Here is a 22,861-nt window from a genome sequence, read left to right on the forward strand (position 1 = left end):
ACTTGCAAATCAAGGGTCGACGTCGCCCATCAACCGCCGCGATCCTCGTTCACCTCCACGCCATGACCCGCCTGATCGCCCTGCTCTCGGTTCTGATGTTCGCCCTGCCCGGCCTGGCGTCGGCGCAGGAGCGGGCCCGCCCGTTCGTCTCGGAGCGGATCGTGGTGGAGACGCGCGGGCGTGGGCCGGACGTCATCCTGATCCCCGGCCTGGCCTCGACCGGCGATGTCTGGGCGCGGACGGCGGCGCGGCTGGACGACGATCATCGCGTCCACATCGTCTCCATCCGGGGCTTTGGCGCGGTGCCGCCGGGCCGCAATCAGGAGGGGGCCCTGGTCGCGCCGGTGGCCGCCGAGCTGCGCCGCTACATCGCCGAGCGACGGCTGGATCGGCCCGCGGTGATCGGCCATTCCATGGGCGGCCTGGTCGCGCTGAAGGCCGCCGCCGATGCGGGACGGGAGCGCCGCAACCCCATCGGCCGGGTCATGGTGGTGGACGCCACGCCCTTCTTCCCGGCCCTGATCTCGCCCGGCGCCACATCGGGCGACGTCGAGCCCATCGCCCAGATCGCCTATCAGGCCCTTCTGTTGCTGGGCGACGCGGCGCTGCGGAACCAGCCGACCCTGATCGGGCGCGAGCTGGGCGGGGCGGCCGACAGCGTGTTCGGCTCTCTGGGCTGGCAGGGCGGCGACCGCCAGGTGCTGGCGCAAGGGCTGTACGAGGTCATGACCACCGACCTGCGCCACCGCCTGCCCGACATCACCGCGCCCGTGACCGTCGTCTATGGCTGGAGCCCGGATGCCTCCAACCCCCGCGCCCGCCTGGACGCCGCCTTCCAGGCCGCCTACCGCAGCCTTCGCGCGCCCGCGACCTTCGAGCGGATCGAGGGCGCCGAACACATGGTTATGGTCGACCAGCCGCAGCGGTTCCTCGCGGCCGTGGGGCGGTTTTTGGATTAGTTCTCAGGCTTAGGCCGGGTCCGGCCGGTCACCCCGGCCGCTCAGGAACAGGACAAGGGAAACCACCACCTCGATCGCTCCAACGACAAGGGCGAGGTTGACCGGCAGTTCGAGGGTCGTCAGGGCCATCGCTGCGCCCAACAGAGCGATCACGCCGCCCAGAAACCAGTAGACCACGCTGCCGTAGATGGTGCGGAAAACGAAATAGCGCACGCCGATCGCTACAGCCATCGCCGGAAAGGACAACTCTGGCGACACACGGAGAAAGGACCAGGCCAGCAGGATCCCCGCAAAAAGGATGAAGGTGCTTTCCAGCGCCAGCCGCTCCAGAGGGTTGCCTTTCGTTCGGGCGGGCGCCCGAAAGACGGCTCGCGACAGGAGTAGCGAAAGCGGAAAGATCAGCATCCCGCCCACGAACAGGGCATAAAAGCCGTTGGCGACTCCCTGGTTCAGCCAGAGCCAGCCGGCTATGAGCCAGACGAGGCCGGACACGAGTACGCCGGGAGCCCCGCGAACGTGCACCCGGGCCATGTCACGCTGCGCTGCCGAGATATCCACGTTCGCCTCCCCTTCAGCGGGTTCGCTATCACCCCCTACGCCCACAGTGAAGCTGTCGTGGTTGGGCGGGTATCAGAGCCACCCCGCCATCGCCTCGCCTACCAGCATCTCGTCGTAGCTCGGCCGGGCGCGGACCACGGCCCAGTCCGCGCTGTCCACCAGCACCTCCGGCACCAGCGGCCGGGTGTTGTATTCGCTGGACATCACCGCCCCATAGGCCCCCGCCCCGGTGAAGACGACAAGGTCCCCGGCCTCAAGCGGCGGCAGCTGCCGGCCCCGGGCGAAGGTGTCGCCGGTCTCGCAGACCGGGCCGACGATGTCGTAGGCGACGAGGTCGCCCTCGCGCGCCACGACCGGCTTCACCTCGTGGAAGGCGTCATACATGGCCGGGCGGACCAGGTCGTTCATGGCGGCGTCCAGCACCAGGAAGCGCCGCCCATCCGCCCGTTCCGTGATCTGGATCACCCGGCTGAGCAGGACGCCGGCGTTGGCGGCCAGAAGCCGCCCGGGCTCGAACGCCGCCTCGACGGCCAGACCCTGCAGCACCCGCGCCGTCATGGCGGCGTAGTCGGCCGGGCTCGCGGTCTGGGCCCCGCCTGAATAGGGCACGCCCAGTCCGCCGCCGAGGTCCAGCCGCGTGACTGACAGCCCCTGTCCCCGCAGCGTCCGCGTCATTTCGGCCAGCAGGCGGAAGGCCGCCTCCAGCGGGGCGAGGTCGGTGATCTGGCTGCCGATGTGGCAGGCCAGGCCCACGGGCGTCACATGGGGACTGGCGGAGGCGCGGGCGTACAGCGCCATGGCCTCGTCGGCGGGGACGCCGAACTTGTCGCCCTCTCCGCCCGTGGTGATCTTGGCGTGGCCGCCCGCGCCGATCTTGGGGTTCACGCGGATGGCGATCTCGGGCGAGGCGGACTTGGCCTGCGCGACCGCGATCAGGCGGTTCAGCTCGGCCGGGCTCTCGACATTGATCTGGCGCACGCCGGCCTGGATGGCGAAGGCCAGTTCGCGGTCGGTCTTGCCGACGCCGGAGAAGATGATGCGGTCGGCCGGCACGCCCGCCTTCAGCGCGCGGCGGATCTCGCCTTCGGACACCGTATCGGCCCCGCAGCCCTGTTTCGCCAGGGTCGCCAGCACCGACAGGTTGGAGTTGGCCTTGACCGCAAACGCGATCAGCGCGCCGCTCAGCGGGGCGTGGGCGTCCAGAGCGTCACGCAGCACGCGATAGTGCCGCGTCAGGGTCGCGGTCGAATAGACATAGACCGGCGTGCCGACGGCCTCGGCGATGTCGGCCAGGGGCACGGCCTCGGCATGCAGCGCGCCATCGCGGTAGTCAAAGTGGTCCAAGGCCTATTGAGGCTCCCGACCCGCCGCCGTGCCGCCGTAGGGGTTGGTCGGCCCGCCGTCGATGGCGACCTGGCTGGAGGGGCGGTTGACGGTCGCCGGATCGGTGATCGGACGGGCGCGGGCGTCGCGGGGCGCGCGCTCGGTCTCTCGCGGAGCCGGCGCTTCCAGATCGGCCATGCGGCCGCACGCCGAAACCGCGATGGCGAGGGCGACGAGGCCCAGAACGGGGAGGGTCTTCATGGTCTGATCCTTCACGCGAGACGCGCCTTCCAGTCGGCGATGCGCGCGCGGACCTGTTCCGGCGCGGTGCCCCCGAAACTCTGGCGGCTGGCGCAGGAAGCCTCAGGGCTGAGCACCTTGTAAACATCCCCGGTGACGGAGGGATGCAGCGCCTGCAATTCGGCGAGCGGCAGTTGCTCCAGACCCACGCCCAGCGCCTCCGCCCGCTTCACCGCCGCGCCGGTCACATGGTGCGCCTGACGGAACGGCAGCCCGGCCTCGCGCACCAGCCAGTCGGCCAGATCGGTCGCGGTCGAATAGCCCCAGCCCGCGGCTTCCGCCATGCGCACGGTGTTGGGCCGCAGCGCAGCGACCATCGCCGTCATGGCCGTCAGCGCCAGATCCAGCGCGTCCATCGCCTCGAACACCGGCGGCTTGTCCTCCTGCATGTCCTTGGAATAGGCGAGCGGCAGGCCCTTCATCACGGTCGACAGGGCCACGAAGGCCCCCATGATCCGCCCGGTCTTGGCCCGCACCAGTTCGGCCGCATCGGGGTTCCTCTTCTGCGGCATGATCGACGACCCGGTCGTCAGGTCGTCGGGCAGGGTGACGAAGCCGAACATCGGCGTCATCCACACCACGATTTCTTCCGCCAGCCGCGACAGGTGCCCCGCCGTGATCGAGGCGGCGGCCAGCGTCTCCAGGGCGAAGTCGCGGTCCGACACGGCGTCCAGGCTATTGCCCATCGGCCGGTCGAAGCCGAGGTCCTTGGCCGTCGCATGGCGATCGATCGGAAAGGGCGAACCGGCCAGAGCCGCGGCCCCCAGCGGGCTCTCGTTCATGCGGGCCCGGGCATCGGCGAACCGCCCGGCGTCCCTGCCGAACATCTCGACATAGGCCATCAGGTGGTGGCCTAGCGTCACCGGCTGGGCGGTCTGCAAGTGGGTGAAGCCGGGCATCAGGTCGCCGGCGTGCTGTTCGGCGCGCGTCAGGAGCGCGCGTTGCAGGGCCTTCAGCTGCTCGCCCGTCCGGTCGCAGGCGTCCCGGACCCACAGGCGGAAATCCACGGCGACCTGGTCGTTGCGGCTCCGCGCCGTATGCAGCCGTCCTGACGGCTCGCCGATCAGCTCGGACAGCCGGGCCTCGACGTTCAGGTGGATGTCCTCATACTCGTCGCGGAAGGGGAAGGTCCCGGCCTGGATCTCGGCCTGGATCGCATCCAGCCCCGACAGGATCGCCGCCCCGTCCTCGGCCCCGACGATGCCCTGCGCCATCAGCATGCGGCAATGGGCCCGCGAGCCGCGCAGGTCCTGCGCCCACAGGCGTTGGTCCACGCCGATGGAGACATTGATCGCCTGCATGATATCCGCGGGCTTGGCGGAAAAGCGCCCGCCCCATAGGGTCTGGCCCGACGACGGCGCGGCGGCCGGAGGTTTGGAGTCAGGCATGGGCGGGTCCGGGAAAGGCGTTCTGATCGGGGCGCTGGCCTTGGCGGCGATCGCCGGGGGCACGGTCGGCACCCTATACGCCATGCGCGCCGGTCCTTTCAAAGGCGCGGCGCCCACTGATGCGGAACCTGCGGCGAGCAGCGAGCTCGCCCGCTTCGCCACGGGTCCCCTGGCGCGGCTGGAAACGCCCGCTGTGCTGGAGACGGCTCCCGACTACGTCTTCAAGGATCGCGACGGCGCCGAGGTCCGGTTCACCGACTTCCGCGGCAAGGTCGTTCTGGTGAACCTGTGGGCCATGTGGTGCGCGCCGTGCCGCACCGAGATGCCGACGATCGCGGCGCTGGCCTCGGCCTATCCGGATGGCGATCTGGTCGTCCTGCCCATCAACGTGGACACGGGCGACGACGCCGTCGCCGACGCCCGCTCCTTCATCGACGTGCACGAGCCCCTGCCCTTCTATTCAGACACGCGCTTCCAGCTGCCGTTCGAGTTTCCCGGCCGGGGCAAGATGCCCCAGACGATCCTGCTGGACCGCGAGGGCCGCATCCGCGCGGCCTTCTCCGGCGAGGCCGACTGGAACAGCGCAGAGGCCCGCGCCCTGATCGACGCGGTCCTTAACGAGGCCTGATGCAGGCTTACTGCTCGGACGGCGGGGTGGCGCCCGGACGGCCCTCGGCGGAGGCTTCGGCCTGGTTCTGCTCCAGCTTTTCGGCGACCGAGCCGGCCCCATCCTCGACGGCGCGGGCGGCCTTCAGGGCGCCGGCTTCCAGCACCTCACCGGCGGCAGCGGCGCCTTCCTGGATTTCCTGGCCGGCCTCGGCCGCAGCGGCCTCGGCGTTGTCGTCGGCTGCGTCGGCCTCGGCGGCGGCCTGATCCTGCTCGGCCTCGGAGCAGGCGACGACGCCCAGCGACAGGGCGGCGATGGCGGAAACGGCGACGATGGACGGCAGACGAACGCGCATGGGAGACCCCCGGTAAAGCTATGGAACCCTGGCCGTGAACGCGGTTCCGGCGGTTCGGTTGCGCCCTGCCCGCCGTAGCGCCCCATTAAGGTTTACCAGACATGATCGGCGCGAACCTGGCGGAGACGACCGTTCCCATGCCCATGCCCGTCGAAGCGCTGCAAGCCTGCCTGGCCGAAGCCTTCCCCGACGCCGAGATCGTGATCGACGACCTCGCGGGCGACGGCGACCACTATCGCGCGCGCATCGTCTCGACAGCCTTCGAGGGTCTGTCGCGGGTGAAACAGCACCAGCTGGTCTATGCAGCCCTGAAGGGTCGCATGGGCGGAGAGTTGCATGCTCTGGCTCTGGAAACCTCCGCACCGGCCAAGGGAGACTGACGATGCGCTACCGCCCCTTCGGTGCCTCCGGCGGCGCCGTCTCCAGTCTGACACTCAACCTGAGTGTTGATACCCTGGCGCGCGGCGAAAAGCCCGCGCATGAACTGATCTATGCGGCTCTGGAGGCCGGCATCAACGCCTACAGCCTGGAGACCGCCGACCCGGTTCTGGCTGAGGTGCTGGGTCACGCCCTTTCCAATGTCGACCGCAAACTGCTGAATGTCAGCCTGAAGCTCGGGGCCGGCGATGGCCGCAATGGCTCCGCCCGGGACTTCTCTGCAGAGGGCATGACCGGGGCCATCGACCGCTGCCTGCACGTCGCAGGACTGGGCTGGTTTGACCTGGCGATCCTGGACGAACCCGGTGAACACGAGTTGTCCCAGAGCTCGCTGAACGCGCTTAAGGCGCTTCGGGCAACCGAGCGGGTGAAGTATCTTGGCGTGTCGGGCGAGGGCGAGGTGATGGACGCCTATGTCTCGACCGGGGCCTTTGACGCCCTTGCCACACCGTTCCATGTGAATGTCGACTGGCGCGTCCGCAGCCGCATGCGAGCCGCGCGCGAGCAGGATATGGTCATCCTCGCCTACGACTACTTCCCGGAAGCGCTCAACACCGAGAAGAAGGCAGCCTCCGTCAATCAACCGCAGCCAGTCAAGAAGGGCCTGTTCGGGTTCGGTGCGAGCAAGCCGGAACGCCCCAAGGACGATCCTCTGGCCGGCGCCGGCACCTTCGCCTTCCTGCATCGCACGCCGAACTGGACGGCTGAAGCCATCTGCCTGGCCCACGCCATGACCGATCCGAACGTGGCGAGCGTCCTGGTGCGGGCCACCGATCCGGAGCGCCTGGCCGTGCTGGCCGCTGTCCCCGAACGCGACATGCCTCCGGGGCTGTCGGCGCAGATCGAGATGGCCCGCGTCGCAGCCTGACCGGGAGCCCGACTCGCGCGGGCGTGATCGGCCGCGACCTTGACCCGCTTCGTCTTGGCGCCTAGCTGACGGCCGCACACGAAAGGCGTCCCCGTGACCGATACCGCTGTCGAGACCCCCGCCGACCCGATCCACGCCTTCATCGCCCAGGCGATCGCCGAGCATCCGGTGGTCCTGTTCATGAAGGGTACGCCGGACGCGCCGCGTTGCGGCTTCTCCTCCCTGGCGGTGCAGATCCTCGATCATGTCGGCGTCGAGTTCGTCGGCGTGGACGTGCTTCAGGACGACGGCCTGCGCGACGGCATCAAGACCTTCACCGACTGGCCGACCATTCCCCAGCTCTATGTGAAGGGCGAATTCGTCGGCGGTTCGGACATCGTGCGCGAGATGTTCCAGGCCGGAGAGCTTCAGGCCCTGATGGCCGAAAAGGGCGTGCCGACCGGCCAGGCCTGACGCGCATGGCTCGAAAGACGCTGGAGCCGCGCCGGGACCGCGAGGTCTTCGAGCTGCCGCTGACCATCCGGCCAGAGCACATCGACGAGAACGGCCACGTGAACAATGTGGTCTATGTCGGCTGGCTGCAGGACGCCGGCACCGCCCACTGGAACGCCCGCTTCGACCCCGAGACGCGGGCGAAGTGGTCCTGGGTCGCCCTGCGGCACGAGATCGACTATCTGCGCGCCCTGATGCCGGAGTCCACGGCGGTCGCCCGGACCTGGGTCGGCGACCCGCAAGGCCCGCGCTTCGCCCGCTATGTCCGCATCGAGGACGGCCAAGGCCGATTGTGCGCCCAAGGCGTCTCGGAATGGTGTCTGATCGAGCCGCGCACCATGCGCCCGACGCGCATCCCGGCCGAGATGCTGCCCACCTTCGAGCGCCGCTGATCGGCCTCAGATCGAGGGCGGCAGCTGGTAGGGGTTGTTGACCTGAACCCGCGATCCGGGCGTGAGACCCAGTTCCTCGAACGACCAGATGATCTCGATGCCTTCGGCCATCGGCTGGTCGCAGGTGTCCTCGTCGATGCGGCGAAGCGTGATCGTCGAGCCGTCGCCCGCGCGTTCGACCACAGGCGTCAGGTCGTCCTTGTCGGTGCAGCCGTTCGAGCTGACCCAGAAGACCGCCAGATCGCGCGTGATCGCCGCCGCATGGATGGGCTCCAGCTGGCCGGGCATGGCGCGCACCACCGCCTCCTCCCGCCCGAATGGCAGAAGCGCGCAGCCGGATGTGCCGAGCGCCGCGATGGCGACGATGCAGATTGTGCGGAGGGTGGTCATGCCCCCGATCCCGTGACAGCCAAGGAGCGAATGATCACCCAATTCGGTCGTGTCCGCACCTGATATCTTCGTAATCTCAGCCGGGCAGGTCGAGTCGGTGCAGTTCCACCCCGATGCCGAAGACGGCCACGCCGGCCGCGTGGCGCACGACGCGCACCTTGTTGACCGCATTGCCCATCTGGACCGGGTTCCAGGTCGCGCCGCCGTCGCGGGTCTCGAAGCCATTGGGCACGGCGCCGATCCAGCCCCGGTTCTCATCCAGGAAGCCAATGCCGAACTCGCGCACCGCCGCATTGTCGACCAGCGGCATCTCCGACCAGGTCAGGCCGCCGTCCGTTGTCTTGGCGAAGACGCGCGCCGAAACCGTCGTGTCGGGATTGTAGCTCTGGACCGTGACGTAGCCGGTGGTCTCGGTCGGGAAACTCATCTTCCAGGTCAGTTCGAAGGTCCGCGTGCCTTCATAGACCCGGCTCCAGGTGCGCCCGCCGTCGCCGGTCCTCAGGATCAGGGCGCGGGACTGGGCCACGTCGGTGTCGGTCGCCCCGCAGATGAAGCCGATCCGCTCGTCCACGAAGTGGACGTCCAGGATCATGGCGGTCAACGCCGACAAGTCCTCCGACGTCCAGGTCTCCCCACCGTCGCGCGACGTGGCCAGCAGCGCCGGCCCACCGACACGCCCTCCAGCCCGGACCGTGACGCGGTTGCCCAGCACCCCGGCGTTGATGAACTGGCTCTTCAGCACATCAATGGCGCAGATGCCCGTGATGGCTGGACCCTCGATGGCGATCGGCTCCCAGGTCGTTCCGCCGTCGCGCGTGCGATAGAGCGGCGTCGTGTCCGTAACGCCCGGGAAATAGTCCGGGCCGATATTGCCCAGGAAGCCCAGATCGGCGTCGACGAAGCCCAGCGCCCGCACGAAGGTGCCCGGCCGATCCAGCTGCTTCGTCCAGGTCTGGCCGCCATCCGTGGTCTTGAACAGCTTGCCCGCGCCGTTGCCGTACCAGCCGGTCATGGGATCAACGAAGACCACGTCGTCCTGCTTGCCCCGATAGGGCTCGGTCGGCAGCTTGACCCACTGCGGTTCCGCACCTTGCGCCCATGCCAGCGCAGGCAGAGCCCCCGCGGCCACGCCCGTGATCAAAACCTGCCTGCGATCCATGATGCGCCCCCCAGCTCTGCCGCGCGGGAAGATGGAAAGCGTGTTTTACATGAAACGGCAAGTTACAGAGCCGTAAGGATACGAAAAAGGCCCCGATTGCTCCGGGGCCTTTTGGTTCTTGTGCTGAGGCAGCGACCTTACGAGGAGTAGTATTCCACGATCAGGTTCGGCTCCATCTTCACCGGGTACGGCACATCGGCCAGTTCCGGCACGCGGACGTAGCGGACCGAGAAGCCGCGGTCGCCCAGCTCGAGGTAGTCAGGCACGTCACGCTCCGACGACTGCTGGGCTTCGAGCACCAGAGCCATGTTGCGCGACTTTTCCTTGACCTCGATCACCTGGCCCGGCTTGACCCGGTAGGAGCCGATATCGACCTTCTTGCCGTCGACGGTCACGTGGCCGTGGCTGACGAACTGGCGGGCGGCCCAGACGGTCGGGACGAACTTGGCGCGGTAGACGATCGCGTCCAGACGCGATTCCAGCAGGCCGATGAGGTTTTCCGAGGCGTTGCCCTTGCGGCGGGTGGCCTCGTCATAGATCGCCGAGAACTGCTTCTCGGTGATGTTGCCGTAGTAGCCCTTCAGCTTCTGCTTGGCCTTCAGCTGCAGGCCGAAGTCCGAGACTTTCGACTTGCGGCGCTGGCCGTGCTGGCCGGGGCCGTAGCTGCGCTTGTTGACGGGGGACTTGGAGCGACCCCACAGGTTTTCACCCATGGCGCGGTCGATCTTGTACTTGGCGCTGTGGCGCTTGGACATTCTGGTCTCTTCAAAATGACGCGGCCCGGTCCCTCCCCAGATGGAGGGACGATCTCAACGGCGGTACACGCATCGTCCGTAGTGATTTCGCGCGACGGACAGGGCCCGACGCGGGAAAGCGGGCCTTATGACGGCCCGCCCCCCTCAGGTCAAGACGGCGGGGTCGATCAGGACGCCGGCGTCTCGGGCGCCCAGACGAAGGTATCTTCCCGACGCTGGATGCGGCCCAGACCCGGATAGGGGAAGTGAACGGCGTAAATCAGCAGGTTCTCCGACGCCGCGCGGCTGAGCACGGCCTGGCGGCTGGCCTCGGCCGTGGCCTCGTCGCCGTCGAAGGCGATGGTCCAGGTCGGCTGCTGCACCGAGACCACGTGATGGTGCATGGCGTCGCCGATATAGAGCAGCCGGTCGTCGCCCGAAGCGATCTCATAACCCGTGTGGCCTGGCGTATGGCCGTCGATCGCATAGGCCTTGATGCCGGGCGTGATCTGGGTCCCCGGAGCGAAGGTCTCGACCTTGGGCGTGATGGCGGTGACCAGGGCGGCCAGCTGGCGGTCGGCCTGTATCGCCGTCCATTCATTCGCCGTCAGGCGGATGGTCGCGTTGGGGAATGTCAGAGCGCCCGAAGCGTCGGCCAGGCCAGCGACATGGTCGCCGTGGCCGTGCGAGATCAGAACGTCGGTGATCTGGTCGGGCGTCACGCCTGCGGCCTGGAGTGAGGCGACCAGCTTGCCGGCGTTGGCGCCCATCGAGGCCCCGCCGCCTGAGTCGATCAGAACCAGTCGCTCGCCGTCGCGGACCAGCAGAGGCTGAATCGACAGGTCGAAGGTGTCGCCCGGCAGGCCATTAGCTGTCAGCAGAGCCGCGACCTCCTCGCGGGTACGATCCACGGCCAGGACGGAGTTGTCGTTGGGCACGCCGGTCATGCCGCCGTCCCGCAGGGCAATCAGCTCCAGCGAGCCGACATTGAAGCGCGTCACGTCTGGGTTGGCGGCGGGGGCCTCCGCCGACGCCGGCTCGGTCGTCTCGGCGGGCTGGGAGCAGCCGGCGGCGGCGATCACGCCGGACAGCAACAGCGCAGCGGCGGAAATCTTGAAGGTGGGGGACATGGTCAACCTCGACGGATCGGAAACAGCAGAGGTGACATAGGCGCGGCGGTCGCGAGCGCCAGTGGGGCGGATCGTGAAGCTTTCGCGACGACCCGCCCCGATCAATTCGGCGATCAGGCCGTGGCGGCGGCGTAGAGGTCGTTGACCTTGTTCCAGTTCACCACGTCCCAGAAGGCTTTGAGATAGTCGGCGCGGCGGTTCTGGTAGCGCAGATAATAGGCGTGCTCCCAGACGTCGGCGCCCAGGACGACGGCGCCCTTCTCCTCGGCGACGTCCATCAGAGGGTTGTCCTGGTTCGGCGTAGAGGTGACCTTCAGCTTGCCGTCCTGAACGATCAGCCAGGCCCAGCCCGAGCCGAACTGGCCGGCGCCGGCGGCGTTGAACGCCTCCTTGAATTTATCGAGGCCACCCAGATCGCGGTCGATCGCGGCCGACAGTTCCGCCGACGGATGACCGCCCTGCCCGGCCGGGGCCAGCAGCTCCCAGAACAGGGCGTGGTTCCAGTGACCGCCGCCGTTGTTGCGCACGGCCTTGGGAGCCTTGGAGATCGAGGCGAACAGCTCTTCCAGCGACTGGCCCTGCAGGTTCGCGTCCGCGTCCACCGCCTTGTTCAGATTGTCGACATACGTCTGGTGGTGCTTGTCGTGATGGAAGGTCATCGTCTCCTTGTCGATGGCCGGTTCCAGCGCGTCATAGGCATAGGGCAGCGGCGGCAGGGTGAAGGCCATGGGGAGGGTTCCTTTCCAGGGTCAGATGTCCGGTAACGCGCAGATAGGCGTCCGGTCGCCGGAAGGAACCCCCTGCGACCTCAGCCCGGTCGATGCATGGCGCAGATCTTGTTCCCGGACGGATCACGCAGATAGGCGAGGACCAGGGTGCCGAACGGGCCGTTGCGCTCGCCGGGCGGATCCTCAATGGCCGTGCCGCCCGCCGCGACGCCGGCGTCGTGGAAGGTCTGGACCATCTCGGGCGTCTTGGCGTGAAATCCGATGGTGCCGCCGTTGGCGTGGCAGGCGGGCTCGCCGTCGATCGGGGCGCCGATGGCGAAGGCCCCCATCCGGGTCCGCCACCAGTAGCGGCCCTTGGCGTCCGGGCCGCTCGCCGGATCGATGCCGAGCGCCCCGAGGGCGGCGTCATAGAAGCGGCGCGACGCCTCGACGTCGTTGGCGCCGACGGTGACGTGAGTGAACATGATCGTCTCTCTCCCTGTGATATGGCGACGCTAGCCGAGTGCGTTTCTCAATGCAACGGACTTAGAACACCACGACGCTGCGGATGCTCTCGCCCGCGTGCATCAGGTCGAAGGCCTCGTTGATGCGCTCCAGCGGCAGGGTGTGGGTGACCATGGGGTCGATCTCGATCTTGCCGTCCATGTACCAGTCGACGATGCGCGGCGTGTCCGTCCGCCCGCGCGCCCCGCCGAAGGCCGAACCGCGCCAGACCCGGCCGGTGACCAGCTGGAACGGGCGGGTGGTGATCTCCTTGCCGGCCTCGGCCACGCCAATGATGACGCTCTCGCCCCAGCCGCGATGGCAGGCCTCCAGCGCCTGGCGCATGACGGTCGTGTTGCCGGTGCAGTCGAAGGTGTAGTCGGCTCCGCCCCCGGTCAGATCGACCAGATGCGCGACGACGTCCGAGACGTCCTTTGGGTTCACGAAATGGGTCATGCCGAAGCGGCGGCCCCATTCCTCCTTGGCCGGGTTGATGTCCACGCCGACGATCATGTCGGCCCCGACCATCTTCAGCCCCTGGATGACGTTCAGCCCGATGCCGCCCAGGCCGAAGACCACGCAGTTCGCCCCCGGCTCGACCTTGGCGGTGTTGACCACCGCGCCCACGCCCGTCGTCACGCCGCAGCCGACGTAGCAGGCCTTGTCGAAGGGCGCGTCCTTGCGGATCTTCGCCACCGCGATCTCGGGCAGGACCGTGTAGTTCGAGAAGGTCGAACAGCCCATGTAGTGGGCGATCGCCTGGCCCTTGTAGCTGAAGCGGCTGGTGCCGTCGGGCATCAGCCCTTTGCCTTGCGTCGCCCGGATGGCGGTGCACAGGTTGGTCTTGCGGCTGAGGCACGACTTACAATGGCGGCATTCGGGCGTGTAGAGCGGGATCACGTGATCGCCGACCGCCACCGAGGTCACGCCCGGACCCACCTCGACCACCACGCCCGCGCCCTCGTGGCCTAGGATCGAGGGAAAGATGCCCTCGGAGTCCAGGCCGTCCAACGTATAGGCGTCGGTGTGGCAGATGCCGGTGGCCTTGATCTCGACCAGCACCTCGCCCGCGCGCGGCCCTTCCAGACCGACCTCGACGATCTCAAGCGGCTTCTTGGCCTCGAAGGCGACGGCGGCGCGGGTTTTCATCGGCGGGGCTCTCCTGAGTTCGGCCCTTCCTAGACGAAGCCGGGGGCGCCATGAAACTGCATGCGTCACCGCGACATCGTCATCCTGACCGGAGCCGGCATCTCCGCCGAGTCCGGCGTGCCGACTTTCCGCTCCGACGACGGCCTGTGGCTGGGCCATCGCGTCGAGGAGGTGGCGACGCCCGAGGCCTTTGCCCGCGATCCGGCCAAGGTGCAGGACTTCTACAACCAGCGCCGCCGCCAGATGGCAGAGGTCCAGCCGAACGCCGCCCACCGCGCCATCGCCGACTTCGCCGCGCGGTTCGGCGGGCGGCTGACCCTGGTCACCCAGAACGTCGACGACCTGCACGACCGCGCCCACGCCGAGACGACGCCCGCGCCCGGCTTCGAGCTGATCCATATGCACGGCGAACTGCTGAAGGCCGAATGTACCGCCACCGACCGCGTCCTCGACTGGACCGAGGACCTCGACGCCTATCACGACAGCCCGTTCAGCCCGGACGGCTGGCTGAGGCCGCACATCGTCTGGTTCGGCGAGTTTCCGCTGCACATGGACCGGATCGAGCGGGCTCTGTCGTCGTGCGACCTGTTCGTTTCCATCGGCACCTCGGGCGAGGTCTATCCGGCGGCGGGCTTCGTGCGGCGGGCCCACATGGCCGGGGCGCGAACCGTCGAGCTGAACCTGGAGCCCAGTCTCGGCGCATCCCTGTTCGACGCGTGTATCCATGGCCCGGCGACGGAGATCGTTCCGGCCTTCCTCAATAGCCTCGACACCAACGCTTGGCCGAACGCCGATTCTCGGGCCTGATGGCGCGGTGACGAACCCGCCCACCCCGCAAATCCAGCTCGATCCCAGCCAGATGGCCGCCACCCTGGCCACTCGCCCCGTCGCGGTGATCGCGGCGGTGCTGGGCAACCTGATCCCGGTCTACGGCGTGATCGCTCTAGGGTGGAACGCGTCCCAGATCCTGATCCTCTACTGGATCGAGAATGTGGTGCTGGGCGTCCTGACGCTGGCACGCCTGCGCAAGGTATCTCAGAGCAAGCCTGGCGGATGCTTCCTCAGCGGCTTCTTCATCATCCACTACGGGTCCTTCTGCGCCGGACATCTGATCTTCGCGCTCTTCCTGATCGAGCAGTTCGACCCGGCGTTTCCGGGGCTGGGGGCCACGCTGCAGCAGCCCTCGGTCTTCTGGGCCTGCGTCGCCATCTTCGGCCTGAACCTGTTCACCCAGCTGCGGGAGTGGTGGGGACCGGGTCTGTGGCGCGACAGCGATTTCGGTCAGGAGATGGTGAAGCCGTATGGCCGGATCGTGGTCATGCACCTGACCGTGCTGATCGGGGCGTGGCTGATGCTTCTGACCCGCGCGCCCGTCGGGGCCATCCTGCTGCTGTGCCTGCTGAAGGCAGCGCTGGACCTGCTGACCCTGTCGCTGCGCGACCTGATCAAGCCGACGCAGGCTTAGCCTTCACCCCGCTTCTGCGCCGCCAGCTTCTCCAGCCGCCGCCCCCGACCCTTGGACAGGGCGTGAATCACGCCCCGGAAGGTCGCCACCTCCTGCTCGGAGAAGGCCGCGCGGCCGAGCATGACGCGCAGGTTCTGCATCATCGAGGGCTTCTTCTCGGGCGGATAAAAGAAGCCGCCCTCCTCCAGCTCCGTCTCTAGGTGAGCCATCATGCCCTCGACCAGCCGCGCCTCGGCGGGCGGATCACCTTCGCGGAAGTTTGGCGGCGGGGCGTCCAGCACCATCGTGCGCCACTCATAGGCATTGATTGCCACGGCCTGGGCCAGGTTCAGCGAGTGATGGCGCGGATCGATCGGAATGGTCGTGATCCCTTGGCACAGCGCGATGTCTGTCGTCTCCAGCCCTGCGCGCTCGCCGCCAAACAGCAGCCCGGTCGAAAGACCCGACGCGGTGTCGTCGTACAGCAGCCGGGCGCTCTCGCGCGGCGTCCGCACGGGCTGGCGCGTCTCACGCGGACGGGCCGTGGTGGCGAAGACAGTGTTGAGATCGGCGATCGCCTCGGCCACGCTGTCGAACACCGCGATGCCGTCCAGCACCCAGTCGGCCCCCGACGCGGCGGCCCAGGCCCGGTCCTGGGGCCAGCCGTCGCGCGGGCTGACCAGCCTGAGGCGGTCCAGGCCGAAGTTGGCCATGACGCGGGCGGCCGCGCCGATGTTGTCGGCCAGCTGCGGCTTGTCGAGGATGACGACGGGAGGCGTGATCTCGGCCAAGACGAGCTCAGTCCTCGCCCACCATGGCGCCCCACGGATCGGCGGTTCCGGCCTCGACATCGGCGACGCGCACCGCGGGCCAGCCGATGGATTGGGTCCCCGCGTCGCGCCAGGCGAGGGTGATCAGGTCACGCAGTTCCGCCGCGCCCGCCGCCAGCCGCGCCGTCACAAACTCCGATCCTCGCGGATCGGCGTCGACGAAGCCGCCGTCCTTTTCCAGCCGATAGAAGGGAATGACCTGACCAAGGCCCGTGGTCAGATAGGTCGCCACGCGCGTCCGCATCTCGAAGCCGTCCAGCGCCGGGACGGGCATGGCGGCCTCGACCGCAGCCAACCGCGCCGAGCGGCGGGTGAAGGCCCCTTCGAAGTTGCTGTGTGTCTGGCGCGAGGTCGTGAAGCCCTCGGGATTGGGCGTGTTCCGATCCCAGCCATTGTAGTGGATCGACAGATGGTGGGGCTGGGACCCGTCGCCGACGAAGTGCGACAGGTAGCCGATGTCGCGCAGGATCAGCGCCTCTCGCCGCAGCCGGTCCTCGCGATACCATGCGCGCTTGGCCGGATCGGTCTCGCGCGCCTCGGCGGCGTTCAGCACGCGCCAGGTGGCGAAGTCGCGCGCCAGCTGCTGATAGCCGTCCATGATGGCGTAGGGCAGATAGCCCGCGTCATTGACCCGGATGTCGGCCGCCAGCAGCAGGGCGTCGTATTCGCTTTTCAGCTCCGGCAGCTCGGCCAGCGTCGGTCCCGCGGCCGTCATGACCCGGCCGTCGTCGGTCAGGTCGACGAAGTGAGCCGTGTCGCGTTCCCGATCATGCGGCTGACCCGCGCCCTTGGTGCGGTCGGGCTCGCGCGACAGCTCGCCGACCTCCGCGATCGCGCCGGGCTCGCGCAGGAAGGCGGGCAGTTCGTCGGACAGGGCCCGCATGGCCGCGACCCCGATCAGCCGGTGCCCGGTCGCGCCCCAGGCATCGGCCGGAGTGGAAGTGCCGATCGCGGCGGCTCCGGACAGGACCAGGATCGATGCGGCGAGGGCGAGGCGCTTCATGGGGCAGGCTCCGGACGGGACTGCCCGCCGGTTAAATCCAGGCCGCGATGGCGTCCAGCGGCTTCTTGTCGAGCGCGGCGATCGGCACTGTCGCGCCCTTGGCCGGATGACCGGCGACCAGCAGCAGGAAGGGCTTTTCAGTGTCCGGGCGACCGCAGATCTCGTTCAGGAAGCTCATGGGCGCGGGCGTATGGGTCAGGGTCGCCAGACCCGCCTGATGCAGCGCCGCGATCAGGAAGCCGGTGGCGATGCCGACGCTTTCGGGGACGTAGTAGTTCTTCCTGTCATCGCCGGGTTTCGGTCCGCCGCGCCTCTGGCCGAAGACGGCGATCAGCACCGGCGCGACCTCCAGGAAGCTCTTGTCCGGATCGGTGCCGAGCGGCGCCAAGGCGTCCAGCCATTCCTGAGGGGCCTTGGAGGCGTAGAACTCCCGCTCCTCGGCCTCGGCGGCCTCGCGGATACGACGGCGGGCCTCGGCGCTCTCGATAACGACGAAGAACCACGGCTGGTGATTGGCGCCCGAAGGCGCGCCGCCCGCGGTCAACAGTACGGCCTCGACGACCGCCCGATCGACAGGTCGGTCGCAATAATCGCGCACGGTCCGGCGCGAAGACATCTGGTCCCTGAACGTCTCGACGCGGGCAAGGCGCTCTTCAGGGGGGAGGTCGGGATAGCCGGCGAGCGGCGTCGAGGGATGATCGCGCATGATGCCAAGGCCTAGCTTGGACGGGCGCTCGAAGCCAGACCGCCCCGGTTTGACGCCGCGCGCCGCCCGGTCCAGAAGCCGCCTGGGGGGGGAAGCGAGTGGCCGGGCAGAATCGAGACGTGGTCATCGTTGGCGGAGGATTCTCCGGCACCATGCTCGCTGCCCGCTTGGCGGAACGGGGCGCGGCCGCGACCGTCATCAACCGGACCGCGGATTTCGGCCTCGGCGTCGCCTATTCGACCCCGTTCGACGGTCATCTCTTGAATGTCCGCTCGGGCCGGATGAGCGCTCTGGCGGACCAGCCCGATCATCTCGTGAACTGGCTGAAGGTGAACCATCCGACCCTCGCCGACCCCGACGGCTTCGCGCCGCGCCGCGTCTATGGGCTCTATGTCCAGGATCGGCTCGGGGCGGTCGAGGCGGCCTGCCCCGGGCTGATCCGACGTCACATCGGCGAGGTCGCGGCTGTCGAGGATGAGGCCGTGCGGCTGTGTGACGGATCAATTGTTCCAGCCCGTGCCGTCGTGCTGGCGACCGGCAACCCGGCCCCGAGGACGGCGGAGGCAGGCGCGTCGAGCCGGATCATCGGCGACCCCTGGGCATCGGGTGCTCTGGATCGGATCGGCATGGACGATGATGTCCTGATCGTCGGCACAGGCCTGACCATGGTCGACATGTTGCTGATGTTGCAGGGGCGCGGCTGGCAGGGCAGGGCGACGGCCCTGTCGCGGCGAGGCCTGATGCCCCGGGCCCACGGCGAGCGTCCCGATCCGCCGCTGGAGCCCGTCCCGGCGATGCTGACCGCGCCGGCGTCCGAGCGGTTGAAGGTTGCCCGCTCGCTGGCGCGCGATCACGGCTGGCGCGAGGTGATGGAAGGCCTGCGCCCCATCACTGTCGACCTCTGGGCCCAGGCCGACCTCGCGACCCGGCGACGCCTCGTTCGACACCTGCGTCCGTTCTGGGACGTGCACCGCCACAGGCTGGCGACCGTCATCGGCGAGGCGATGGACCGGTTGCGGGATGACCGCCGGCTAACGGTCGTCACCGGCCGCGTCCGCGCGATAAACGCCGATGACAAGGGCGTGCGGCTGGACTGGCGCGCCCGGCGCGGCGAGACGGAGCCGCTGGTCGCCCCGTGGCTGATCGACTGCACCGGCCCCGGCCACGCCGCTGACGCCGATCCGCTGACCGCGCCATTGATCGCCAGCGGGCGGGCGCGCCTGGACCCGCTGCGGCTCGGTCTCGACCTCGATCCGCTTGGCCGTGTGCTGGACCGTGAGGGTCGGCCTGATCCGTCCCTGTTCGTCCTCGGTCCGCCCTCGCGCGCCGCCTTCTGGGAGAGCATCGCCGTGCCCGACATCCGCCAGCGGATCGAACACGTGGCGGAGTTGCTGACCTAGGTCCACCCGCCCTGCCGCCGTTCCGAAATCGTAGGCCGAGCAACGCCTAGCTGTCGGTAGCTCAATCGATCCGAGCCCGCTAGGTTGGGTCAACCCGGAGGTGTCATGGCCAATCCTGTTCTGCGTGGTTTGATGGCGATCGGCCAGTTCTCCGGACGAGACAGTCTGGGTCAGTTCTGGCCCTATGCTGGCGTCGTATTCGCACTCGTGTTCGCTCTCGCCGCCGTCGCGATGCCTGTGGCGATGCAAGGTGTCTTCGCGGACATGCAGAGCTTCGCGAATGAGTATCCGGAAGCGGCGACGATCGAGCGGTCTTCGACCAGCTACTCCATAGCTATCGACGCCGGACATCCAGATGCACCGCAATTGAACCTGACGCCATTCTTCATCGTTCTTGCTGCGATGGTGACCTCGGCGATCTTCCTTTTGGCGGCGGCGGTGTCTCGTCGGTTGCACGACTGCAATCGATCAGCGCTGCTTGGCTTGGTGCCGGTGGCATTTCTCGTGATCGGATTGATCCTGTTCCCCCTGATGCTGCGAGACTTCACGAACTCCTCGGAGCCTGATCTGCGGTTGTTCGGCTTACTTTTCCTGAACAACCTTCTGTATGTGGTCAGCCTGCTGGCACTGATCATCCAGTGCGCACAAAGAGGGACTCCCGGCGAAAATCACTACGGAGCCGAGCCTGTCCGTAAGTCCTAGCCCGCCGCCTTCACCGCCGCCGCGATGTCGGCCACCACGCGCTTGACCAGAGCCGCATCATCGCCCTCGGCCATGACGCGGATCAGCTTCTCCGTGCCGGATGGACGGACCAGCAGTCGGCCCTGGCCATTCAGGGCCGCCTCGCCGTCCTTGATCGCGGCCTTGACCTTGGCGTCCTCCAGCGGCTTGCCGGCCGTAAAGCGGACGTTGTGCAATAGCTGCGGCACCGGCTCGAACTGGCGGGCCAGTTCGCTCATCGGCCGGCCGCTCTCGACCAGCACCGCCAGCACCTGCAGCGCCGCCATCAGGCCGTCGCCGGTCGTGGCGTGGTCGTGCAAGATCAGGTGGCCAGACTGCTCCCCGCCCAGGTTGAAGCCGCCCTCGCGCATCCGCTCCATGACGTAGCGGTCGCCGACCTTCGTCCGCTCCAGGCTCAGGCCCTCGGCAGCGAGCGCACGCTCCAGACCCAGGTTGGACATGACGGTGGCCACAACGCCTTGGCCCTTCAGCACGCCGCGCCGGGCCCAGTCGCGGGCGATCAGGGCCATAATCTGATCGCCGTCGACGACCTGGCCCTTCTCGTCGCAGACGATCAGCCGGTCCGCGTCGCCGTCGAGCGCGATTCCGATGTCGGCGCGCTTGTCCTTCACCGCCTGAATGACGGACGCCGGGTGGGTCGAGCCGCAGTCGGCGTTGATGTTGGTCCCGTTCGGCGACACCCCGACGGCGCAGACCTCAGCCCCCAGTTCATACAGCGTCGTCGGCGCGACCTTGTAGCCAGCGCCGTTGGCACAATCGATGGCGATCCTCAGGCCCGCCAGTGACAGGTGACGCGGGAAGGCGGCCTTGGCGATCTCGATGTAGCGCGGCGGGGCGTCGTCGATACGCTTGACGCGGCCCAGAGCGTTCGAAGCCGCCAGACCCTCGTCAAGGCCCGCGTCCATCATGGCCTCGATCTTCAGCTCGATCTCGTCGGACAGCTTGTAGCCGTCGGGTCCGAACAGCTTGATGCCGTTGTCGGCATAATCGTTATGAGACGCCGAGATCATGACGCCAAGGTCCGCCCGCATCGACCGGGTCATCATGGCCACGCCCGGCGTCGGGATCGGCCCGAAGGTCAGAACATCCATGCCGACCGAGGCGAAGCCGGCCACCAGCGCGGGCTCGATCATATAGCCCGATAGCCGCGTGTCCTTGCCGATGACCACCAAGTGCCTGCGGTCGTCGCCCGACATGAACAACTTGCCCGCAGCCAGGCCGACCCGGAGCGCGACCTCGGCGGTCATGGGCTGGCTGTTGGCCCGGCCCCGAATGCCATCGGTGCCGAAGTATTTGCGCTCGCCCATGGCCGACCCCTCCGCCGCAATCTTCCGAAACGCCAATTTAGGTGCTGGCGTGTAAAGGCCGTCCTAGACGACAGCGTGAAGGCCGTCATCCTCGGCATGCTCCCGGCCAGGACCGACGAAGGGGAACAATCATGTGCGGCATCATCGGCGTGACGGGCACGGGCCCGGCGGTTCCCCGCCTGATCGACAGCCTGAAGCGGCTGGAATACCGGGGCTATGATTCCGCCGGCGTCGCCGCCCTGGTGGACGGCAAGGTCGAGCGCCGCCGCGCCAAGGGCAAGATCCGCGAGCTGGAGGCCGTGCTGGCCGCCGAGCCCCTGTCGTCCACCATCGGCATCGGCCACACCCGCTGGGCCACCCACGGCGCGCCCACGACGCCGAACGCCCACCCGCACAAGGCCGGGCGCGTGACCCTGGTCCACAACGGCATCATCGAGAACTTCGCCGAGCTAAAGGCCGAGCTGACCGCGGAGGGCCGCGTGTTCGAGAGCCAGACGGACACCGAGGTCGTCGCCCACCTGCTGGACCACGAACTGGCCACAGGCAAGGCGCCGCTGGACGCCTTCAAGGCGGTGCTGGACCGGCTGACCGGGGCCTATGCGCTCGCTGTCCTGATCGAGGGCGAGGACGAGCTGATCCTGGGCGCCCGGAAGGGCTCGCCTCTGGTCGTCGGCTGGGGCGAGGGCGAGATGTATCTGGGCTCGGACGCGCTCGCGGTCGGGCCCTTCACCCAGAAAATCAGCTATCTGGAAGAGGGCGATTTCGTCGCCGTGACCCGCTCGGGCGCGAAGATGTTCGACGCCTCGGGCGCGGCCGTGGATCGGCCGGTGGTGCAGGTCTCGGCTTCGTCCGCGATGGTCGAGAAGGGCGCCTATCGCCACTTCATGGAGAAGGAGATCCACGAACAGCCCGACAGCGTCCAGCACACCCTGTCGCACTATCTTGACCTGGTGACCGGCAAGGCCAAGGTGCAGACGCTGGAAGCCGGCGCCATCGATTTCGCGCGGATCGACCGCATCCAGATCGTCGCCTGCGGCACCGCCTTCTACGCCGGCCAGATCGGCCGCTACGCCTTCGAGAAGTTGGCCGGCCTGCCCTGCGACGTCGAAATCGCCTCCGAGTTCCGCTACCGCTCGCCGGCCGTGACGAAGGGCACGCTGGCCGTCGCCGTCAGCCAGTCGGGCGAGACCGCTGACACCCTCGCCAGTCTGACCTGGTGCAAGGGTCAGGGGCTGAAAACCGCCGCCGTGGTCAACGTTCACTCTTCATCGATGGCCCGCGAGGCCGATGTGCTGTGGCCAACGCATGCAGGTCCCGAGATCGGCGTGGCCTCGACCAAGGCCTTCACCGCCCAGGTCTCGGCGCTTCTGGCGCTGGCGGTGGCGGCGGGCGTGGCGCGCGGACGCATCGACGGCCAGGCCGAGGGTGAACTGGTCAAGGCCCTGTTCGAGGCGCCGCGCCTGATTGCGGAAGCCTTGCAGATGGACGCCGACATCCGCGCCGTCACCGCCGAACTGTCCAAGGCCACCGACGTCCTGTTCCTGGGTCGCGGCGCCATGTTCCCCCTGGCCATGGAAGGCGCGCTGAAGCTGAAGGAGATCAGCTACATCCACGCCGAGGGCTATGCCGCCGGCGAACTGAAGCACGGCCCCATCGCCCTGATCGACGAGGAGACCCCGACCATCGCGTTGGCCCCGCTGGACGACGTTTTCGAGAAGACGGCGTCAAACCTGCAAGAAGTTGCCGCGCGTGGGGGGCCCGTCATCATGATCGCACCGCGCACCGCGCCCGACCCTCACGGCGCGAGCGTCCAGCGCATCCACGCGCCCGACTGTCATCCGCTGATCGCAGCCCTGGTCTATGCCGTGCCGGTGCAACTGCTCGCCTATTACACCGCCGTCCAGAAGGGAACGGACGTCGATCAGCCCCGGAACTTGGCGAAGTCCGTCACCGTGGAGTGATCGCGGCCTCCTGACG

Annotated in this window: 27 protein-coding genes; 11 read left to right on the forward strand and 16 right to left on the reverse strand. The window is 68.2% G+C overall.

Annotated elements, in window-relative coordinates; all coding sequences use genetic code 11:
- Positions 1-62: 62 nt before the first annotated feature.
- The gene (locus tag Q333_RS0106180) at positions 63-959 is read left to right on the forward strand and encodes an alpha/beta fold hydrolase (RefSeq protein ID WP_029415875.1); all 897 of its coding nucleotides are present in this window, start codon (positions 63-65) and stop codon (positions 957-959) included.
- Between the two features lie 9 nt (positions 960-968).
- Here Q333_RS0106180 and Q333_RS0106185 read toward each other — a convergent pair whose 3' ends face one another.
- The 4 genes from Q333_RS0106185 to argH all read right to left on the reverse strand — a co-directional run bounded on the left by Q333_RS0106185 (position 969) and on the right by argH (position 4,528).
- Positions 969-1,517, reverse strand: coding sequence for a DUF7010 family protein (locus Q333_RS0106185; RefSeq protein WP_157072382.1), 549 nt, complete (start codon positions 1,515-1,517; stop codon positions 969-971).
- 72 nt (positions 1,518-1,589) lie between these two features.
- A complete protein-coding gene (gene lysA, locus Q333_RS0106190; protein WP_029415877.1) occupies positions 1,590-2,861 on the reverse strand; it encodes a diaminopimelate decarboxylase in 1,272 nt (423 codons plus the stop codon).
- Positions 2,862-2,864: 3 nt separating this feature from the next.
- Complete coding sequence (locus tag Q333_RS0106195) at positions 2,865-3,101, reverse strand: hypothetical protein (protein ID WP_029415878.1); 237 nt, start codon at positions 3,099-3,101, stop codon at positions 2,865-2,867.
- Positions 3,102-3,112: 11 nt separating this feature from the next.
- Entirely contained in the window at positions 3,113-4,528 is a 1,416-nt protein-coding gene (gene argH, locus Q333_RS0106200; protein ID WP_029415879.1) for an argininosuccinate lyase, read from the reverse strand.
- Between argH and Q333_RS0106205 the strand changes: the two genes are divergently transcribed.
- The gene (locus Q333_RS0106205; protein WP_029415880.1) at positions 4,527-5,156 is read left to right on the forward strand and encodes a TlpA family protein disulfide reductase; all 630 of its coding nucleotides are present in this window, start codon (positions 4,527-4,529) and stop codon (positions 5,154-5,156) included. The genes argH and Q333_RS0106205 overlap by 2 nt on opposite strands.
- Positions 5,157-5,163: 7 nt before the next feature.
- Here the strand turns inward: Q333_RS0106205 and Q333_RS0106210 are convergent, their stop codons facing one another.
- On the reverse strand, positions 5,164-5,490 hold the full coding sequence (locus Q333_RS0106210; RefSeq protein ID WP_029415881.1) for a hypothetical protein: 327 nt from the start codon (positions 5,488-5,490) through the stop codon (positions 5,164-5,166).
- 137 nt (positions 5,491-5,627) lie between these two features.
- Here Q333_RS0106210 and Q333_RS0106215 point away from each other — a divergent pair, with 137 nt between their 5' ends.
- The 4 genes from Q333_RS0106215 (at position 5,628) to Q333_RS0106230 (ending at position 7,680) form a co-directional block, all read left to right on the forward strand.
- Entirely contained in the window at positions 5,628-5,870 is a 243-nt protein-coding gene (locus tag Q333_RS0106215) for a BolA family protein (RefSeq protein WP_029415882.1), read from the forward strand.
- A gap of 2 nt (positions 5,871-5,872) precedes the next feature.
- On the forward strand, positions 5,873-6,796 hold the full coding sequence (locus Q333_RS0106220) for an aldo/keto reductase (RefSeq protein WP_029415883.1): 924 nt from the start codon (positions 5,873-5,875) through the stop codon (positions 6,794-6,796).
- 93 nt (positions 6,797-6,889) lie between these two features.
- Positions 6,890-7,249, forward strand: a complete 360-nt coding sequence (gene grxD, locus Q333_RS0106225; RefSeq protein ID WP_029415884.1) for a Grx4 family monothiol glutaredoxin — start codon at positions 6,890-6,892, stop codon at positions 7,247-7,249.
- A gap of 5 nt (positions 7,250-7,254) precedes the next feature.
- Positions 7,255-7,680, forward strand: a complete 426-nt coding sequence (locus Q333_RS0106230; protein WP_029415885.1) for an acyl-CoA thioesterase — start codon at positions 7,255-7,257, stop codon at positions 7,678-7,680.
- A gap of 6 nt (positions 7,681-7,686) precedes the next feature.
- Here Q333_RS0106230 and Q333_RS0106235 read toward each other — a convergent pair whose 3' ends face one another.
- From Q333_RS0106235 to Q333_RS0106265, 7 genes are all read right to left on the reverse strand, one after another.
- Entirely contained in the window at positions 7,687-8,070 is a 384-nt protein-coding gene (locus tag Q333_RS0106235) for a hypothetical protein (protein WP_029415886.1), read from the reverse strand.
- A 76-nt stretch (positions 8,071-8,146) separates the two neighbouring features.
- Positions 8,147-9,229 (reverse strand): WD40/YVTN/BNR-like repeat-containing protein, encoded by a 1,083-nt coding sequence (locus tag Q333_RS0106240; protein ID WP_157072383.1) that lies wholly within the window; start codon positions 9,227-9,229, stop codon positions 8,147-8,149.
- Positions 9,230-9,366: 137 nt separating this feature from the next.
- A complete protein-coding gene (rpsD, locus tag Q333_RS0106245) occupies positions 9,367-9,984 on the reverse strand; it encodes a 30S ribosomal protein S4 (protein ID WP_029415888.1) in 618 nt (205 codons plus the stop codon).
- Between the two features lie 167 nt (positions 9,985-10,151).
- Positions 10,152-11,093 carry an MBL fold metallo-hydrolase gene (locus tag Q333_RS0106250; protein ID WP_029415889.1) on the reverse strand — a complete coding sequence of 314 codons (942 nt, stop codon included), beginning with the start codon at positions 11,091-11,093 and terminating at the stop codon, positions 10,152-10,154.
- Positions 11,094-11,206: 113 nt separating this feature from the next.
- On the reverse strand, positions 11,207-11,821 hold the full coding sequence (locus Q333_RS0106255) for a superoxide dismutase (RefSeq protein ID WP_029415890.1): 615 nt from the start codon (positions 11,819-11,821) through the stop codon (positions 11,207-11,209).
- An 80-nt stretch (positions 11,822-11,901) separates the two neighbouring features.
- Positions 11,902-12,285: a VOC family protein gene (locus tag Q333_RS0106260; RefSeq protein WP_029415891.1), complete on the reverse strand. Its 384-nt coding sequence runs from the start codon at positions 12,283-12,285 to the stop codon at positions 11,902-11,904.
- 61 nt (positions 12,286-12,346) lie between these two features.
- Positions 12,347-13,453 (reverse strand): S-(hydroxymethyl)glutathione dehydrogenase/class III alcohol dehydrogenase, encoded by a 1,107-nt coding sequence (locus Q333_RS0106265; RefSeq protein WP_029415892.1) that lies wholly within the window; start codon positions 13,451-13,453, stop codon positions 12,347-12,349.
- A gap of 60 nt (positions 13,454-13,513) precedes the next feature.
- On the opposite strand from Q333_RS0106265, the gene Q333_RS0106270 reads away from it, so the two are divergent.
- Positions 13,514-14,260: an NAD-dependent deacylase gene (locus Q333_RS0106270; RefSeq protein WP_029415893.1), complete on the forward strand. Its 747-nt coding sequence runs from the start codon at positions 13,514-13,516 to the stop codon at positions 14,258-14,260.
- A gap of 7 nt (positions 14,261-14,267) precedes the next feature.
- Positions 14,268-14,918: a DUF6498-containing protein gene (locus tag Q333_RS0106275; RefSeq protein ID WP_157072384.1), complete on the forward strand. Its 651-nt coding sequence runs from the start codon at positions 14,268-14,270 to the stop codon at positions 14,916-14,918.
- Here Q333_RS0106275 and Q333_RS0106280 read toward each other — a convergent pair.
- The 3 genes from Q333_RS0106280 to Q333_RS0106290 are packed head-to-tail and all read right to left on the reverse strand — an operon-like array spanning position 14,915 to position 17,436.
- Positions 14,915-15,688 (reverse strand): RNA methyltransferase, encoded by a 774-nt coding sequence (locus tag Q333_RS0106280; RefSeq protein ID WP_029415895.1) that lies wholly within the window; start codon positions 15,686-15,688, stop codon positions 14,915-14,917. The genes Q333_RS0106275 and Q333_RS0106280 overlap by 4 nt on opposite strands.
- A gap of 7 nt (positions 15,689-15,695) precedes the next feature.
- Positions 15,696-16,730 (reverse strand): phospholipase C/P1 nuclease family protein, encoded by a 1,035-nt coding sequence (locus Q333_RS0106285; RefSeq protein WP_029415896.1) that lies wholly within the window; start codon positions 16,728-16,730, stop codon positions 15,696-15,698.
- Positions 16,731-16,761: 31 nt separating this feature from the next.
- Positions 16,762-17,436, reverse strand: a complete 675-nt coding sequence (locus Q333_RS0106290; protein WP_029415897.1) for a nitroreductase family protein — start codon at positions 17,434-17,436, stop codon at positions 16,762-16,764.
- A 119-nt stretch (positions 17,437-17,555) separates the two neighbouring features.
- Between Q333_RS0106290 and Q333_RS0106295 the strand changes: the two genes are divergently transcribed.
- Both Q333_RS0106295 and Q333_RS0106300 read left to right on the forward strand, forming a co-directional pair.
- A complete protein-coding gene (locus Q333_RS0106295) occupies positions 17,556-18,836 on the forward strand; it encodes an FAD/NAD(P)-binding protein (protein ID WP_281173710.1) in 1,281 nt (426 codons plus the stop codon).
- A gap of 105 nt (positions 18,837-18,941) precedes the next feature.
- A complete protein-coding gene (locus Q333_RS0106300) occupies positions 18,942-19,538 on the forward strand; it encodes a DUF805 domain-containing protein (RefSeq protein ID WP_029415899.1) in 597 nt (198 codons plus the stop codon).
- Here Q333_RS0106300 and glmM read toward each other — a convergent pair.
- Positions 19,535-20,884 (reverse strand): phosphoglucosamine mutase, encoded by a 1,350-nt coding sequence (gene glmM / locus Q333_RS0106305; protein ID WP_029415900.1) that lies wholly within the window; start codon positions 20,882-20,884, stop codon positions 19,535-19,537. The genes Q333_RS0106300 and glmM overlap by 4 nt on opposite strands.
- 131 nt (positions 20,885-21,015) lie before the next feature.
- Here glmM and glmS point away from each other — a divergent pair, with 131 nt between their 5' ends.
- Positions 21,016-22,845, forward strand: a complete 1,830-nt coding sequence (glmS, locus tag Q333_RS0106310) for a glutamine--fructose-6-phosphate transaminase (isomerizing) (RefSeq protein ID WP_029415901.1) — start codon at positions 21,016-21,018, stop codon at positions 22,843-22,845.
- Positions 22,846-22,861: the final 16 nt, after the last annotated feature.

The sequence above is a fragment of the Brevundimonas bacteroides DSM 4726 genome (assembly GCF_000701445.1).
Classification (GTDB): domain Bacteria; phylum Pseudomonadota; class Alphaproteobacteria; order Caulobacterales; family Caulobacteraceae; genus Brevundimonas; species Brevundimonas bacteroides.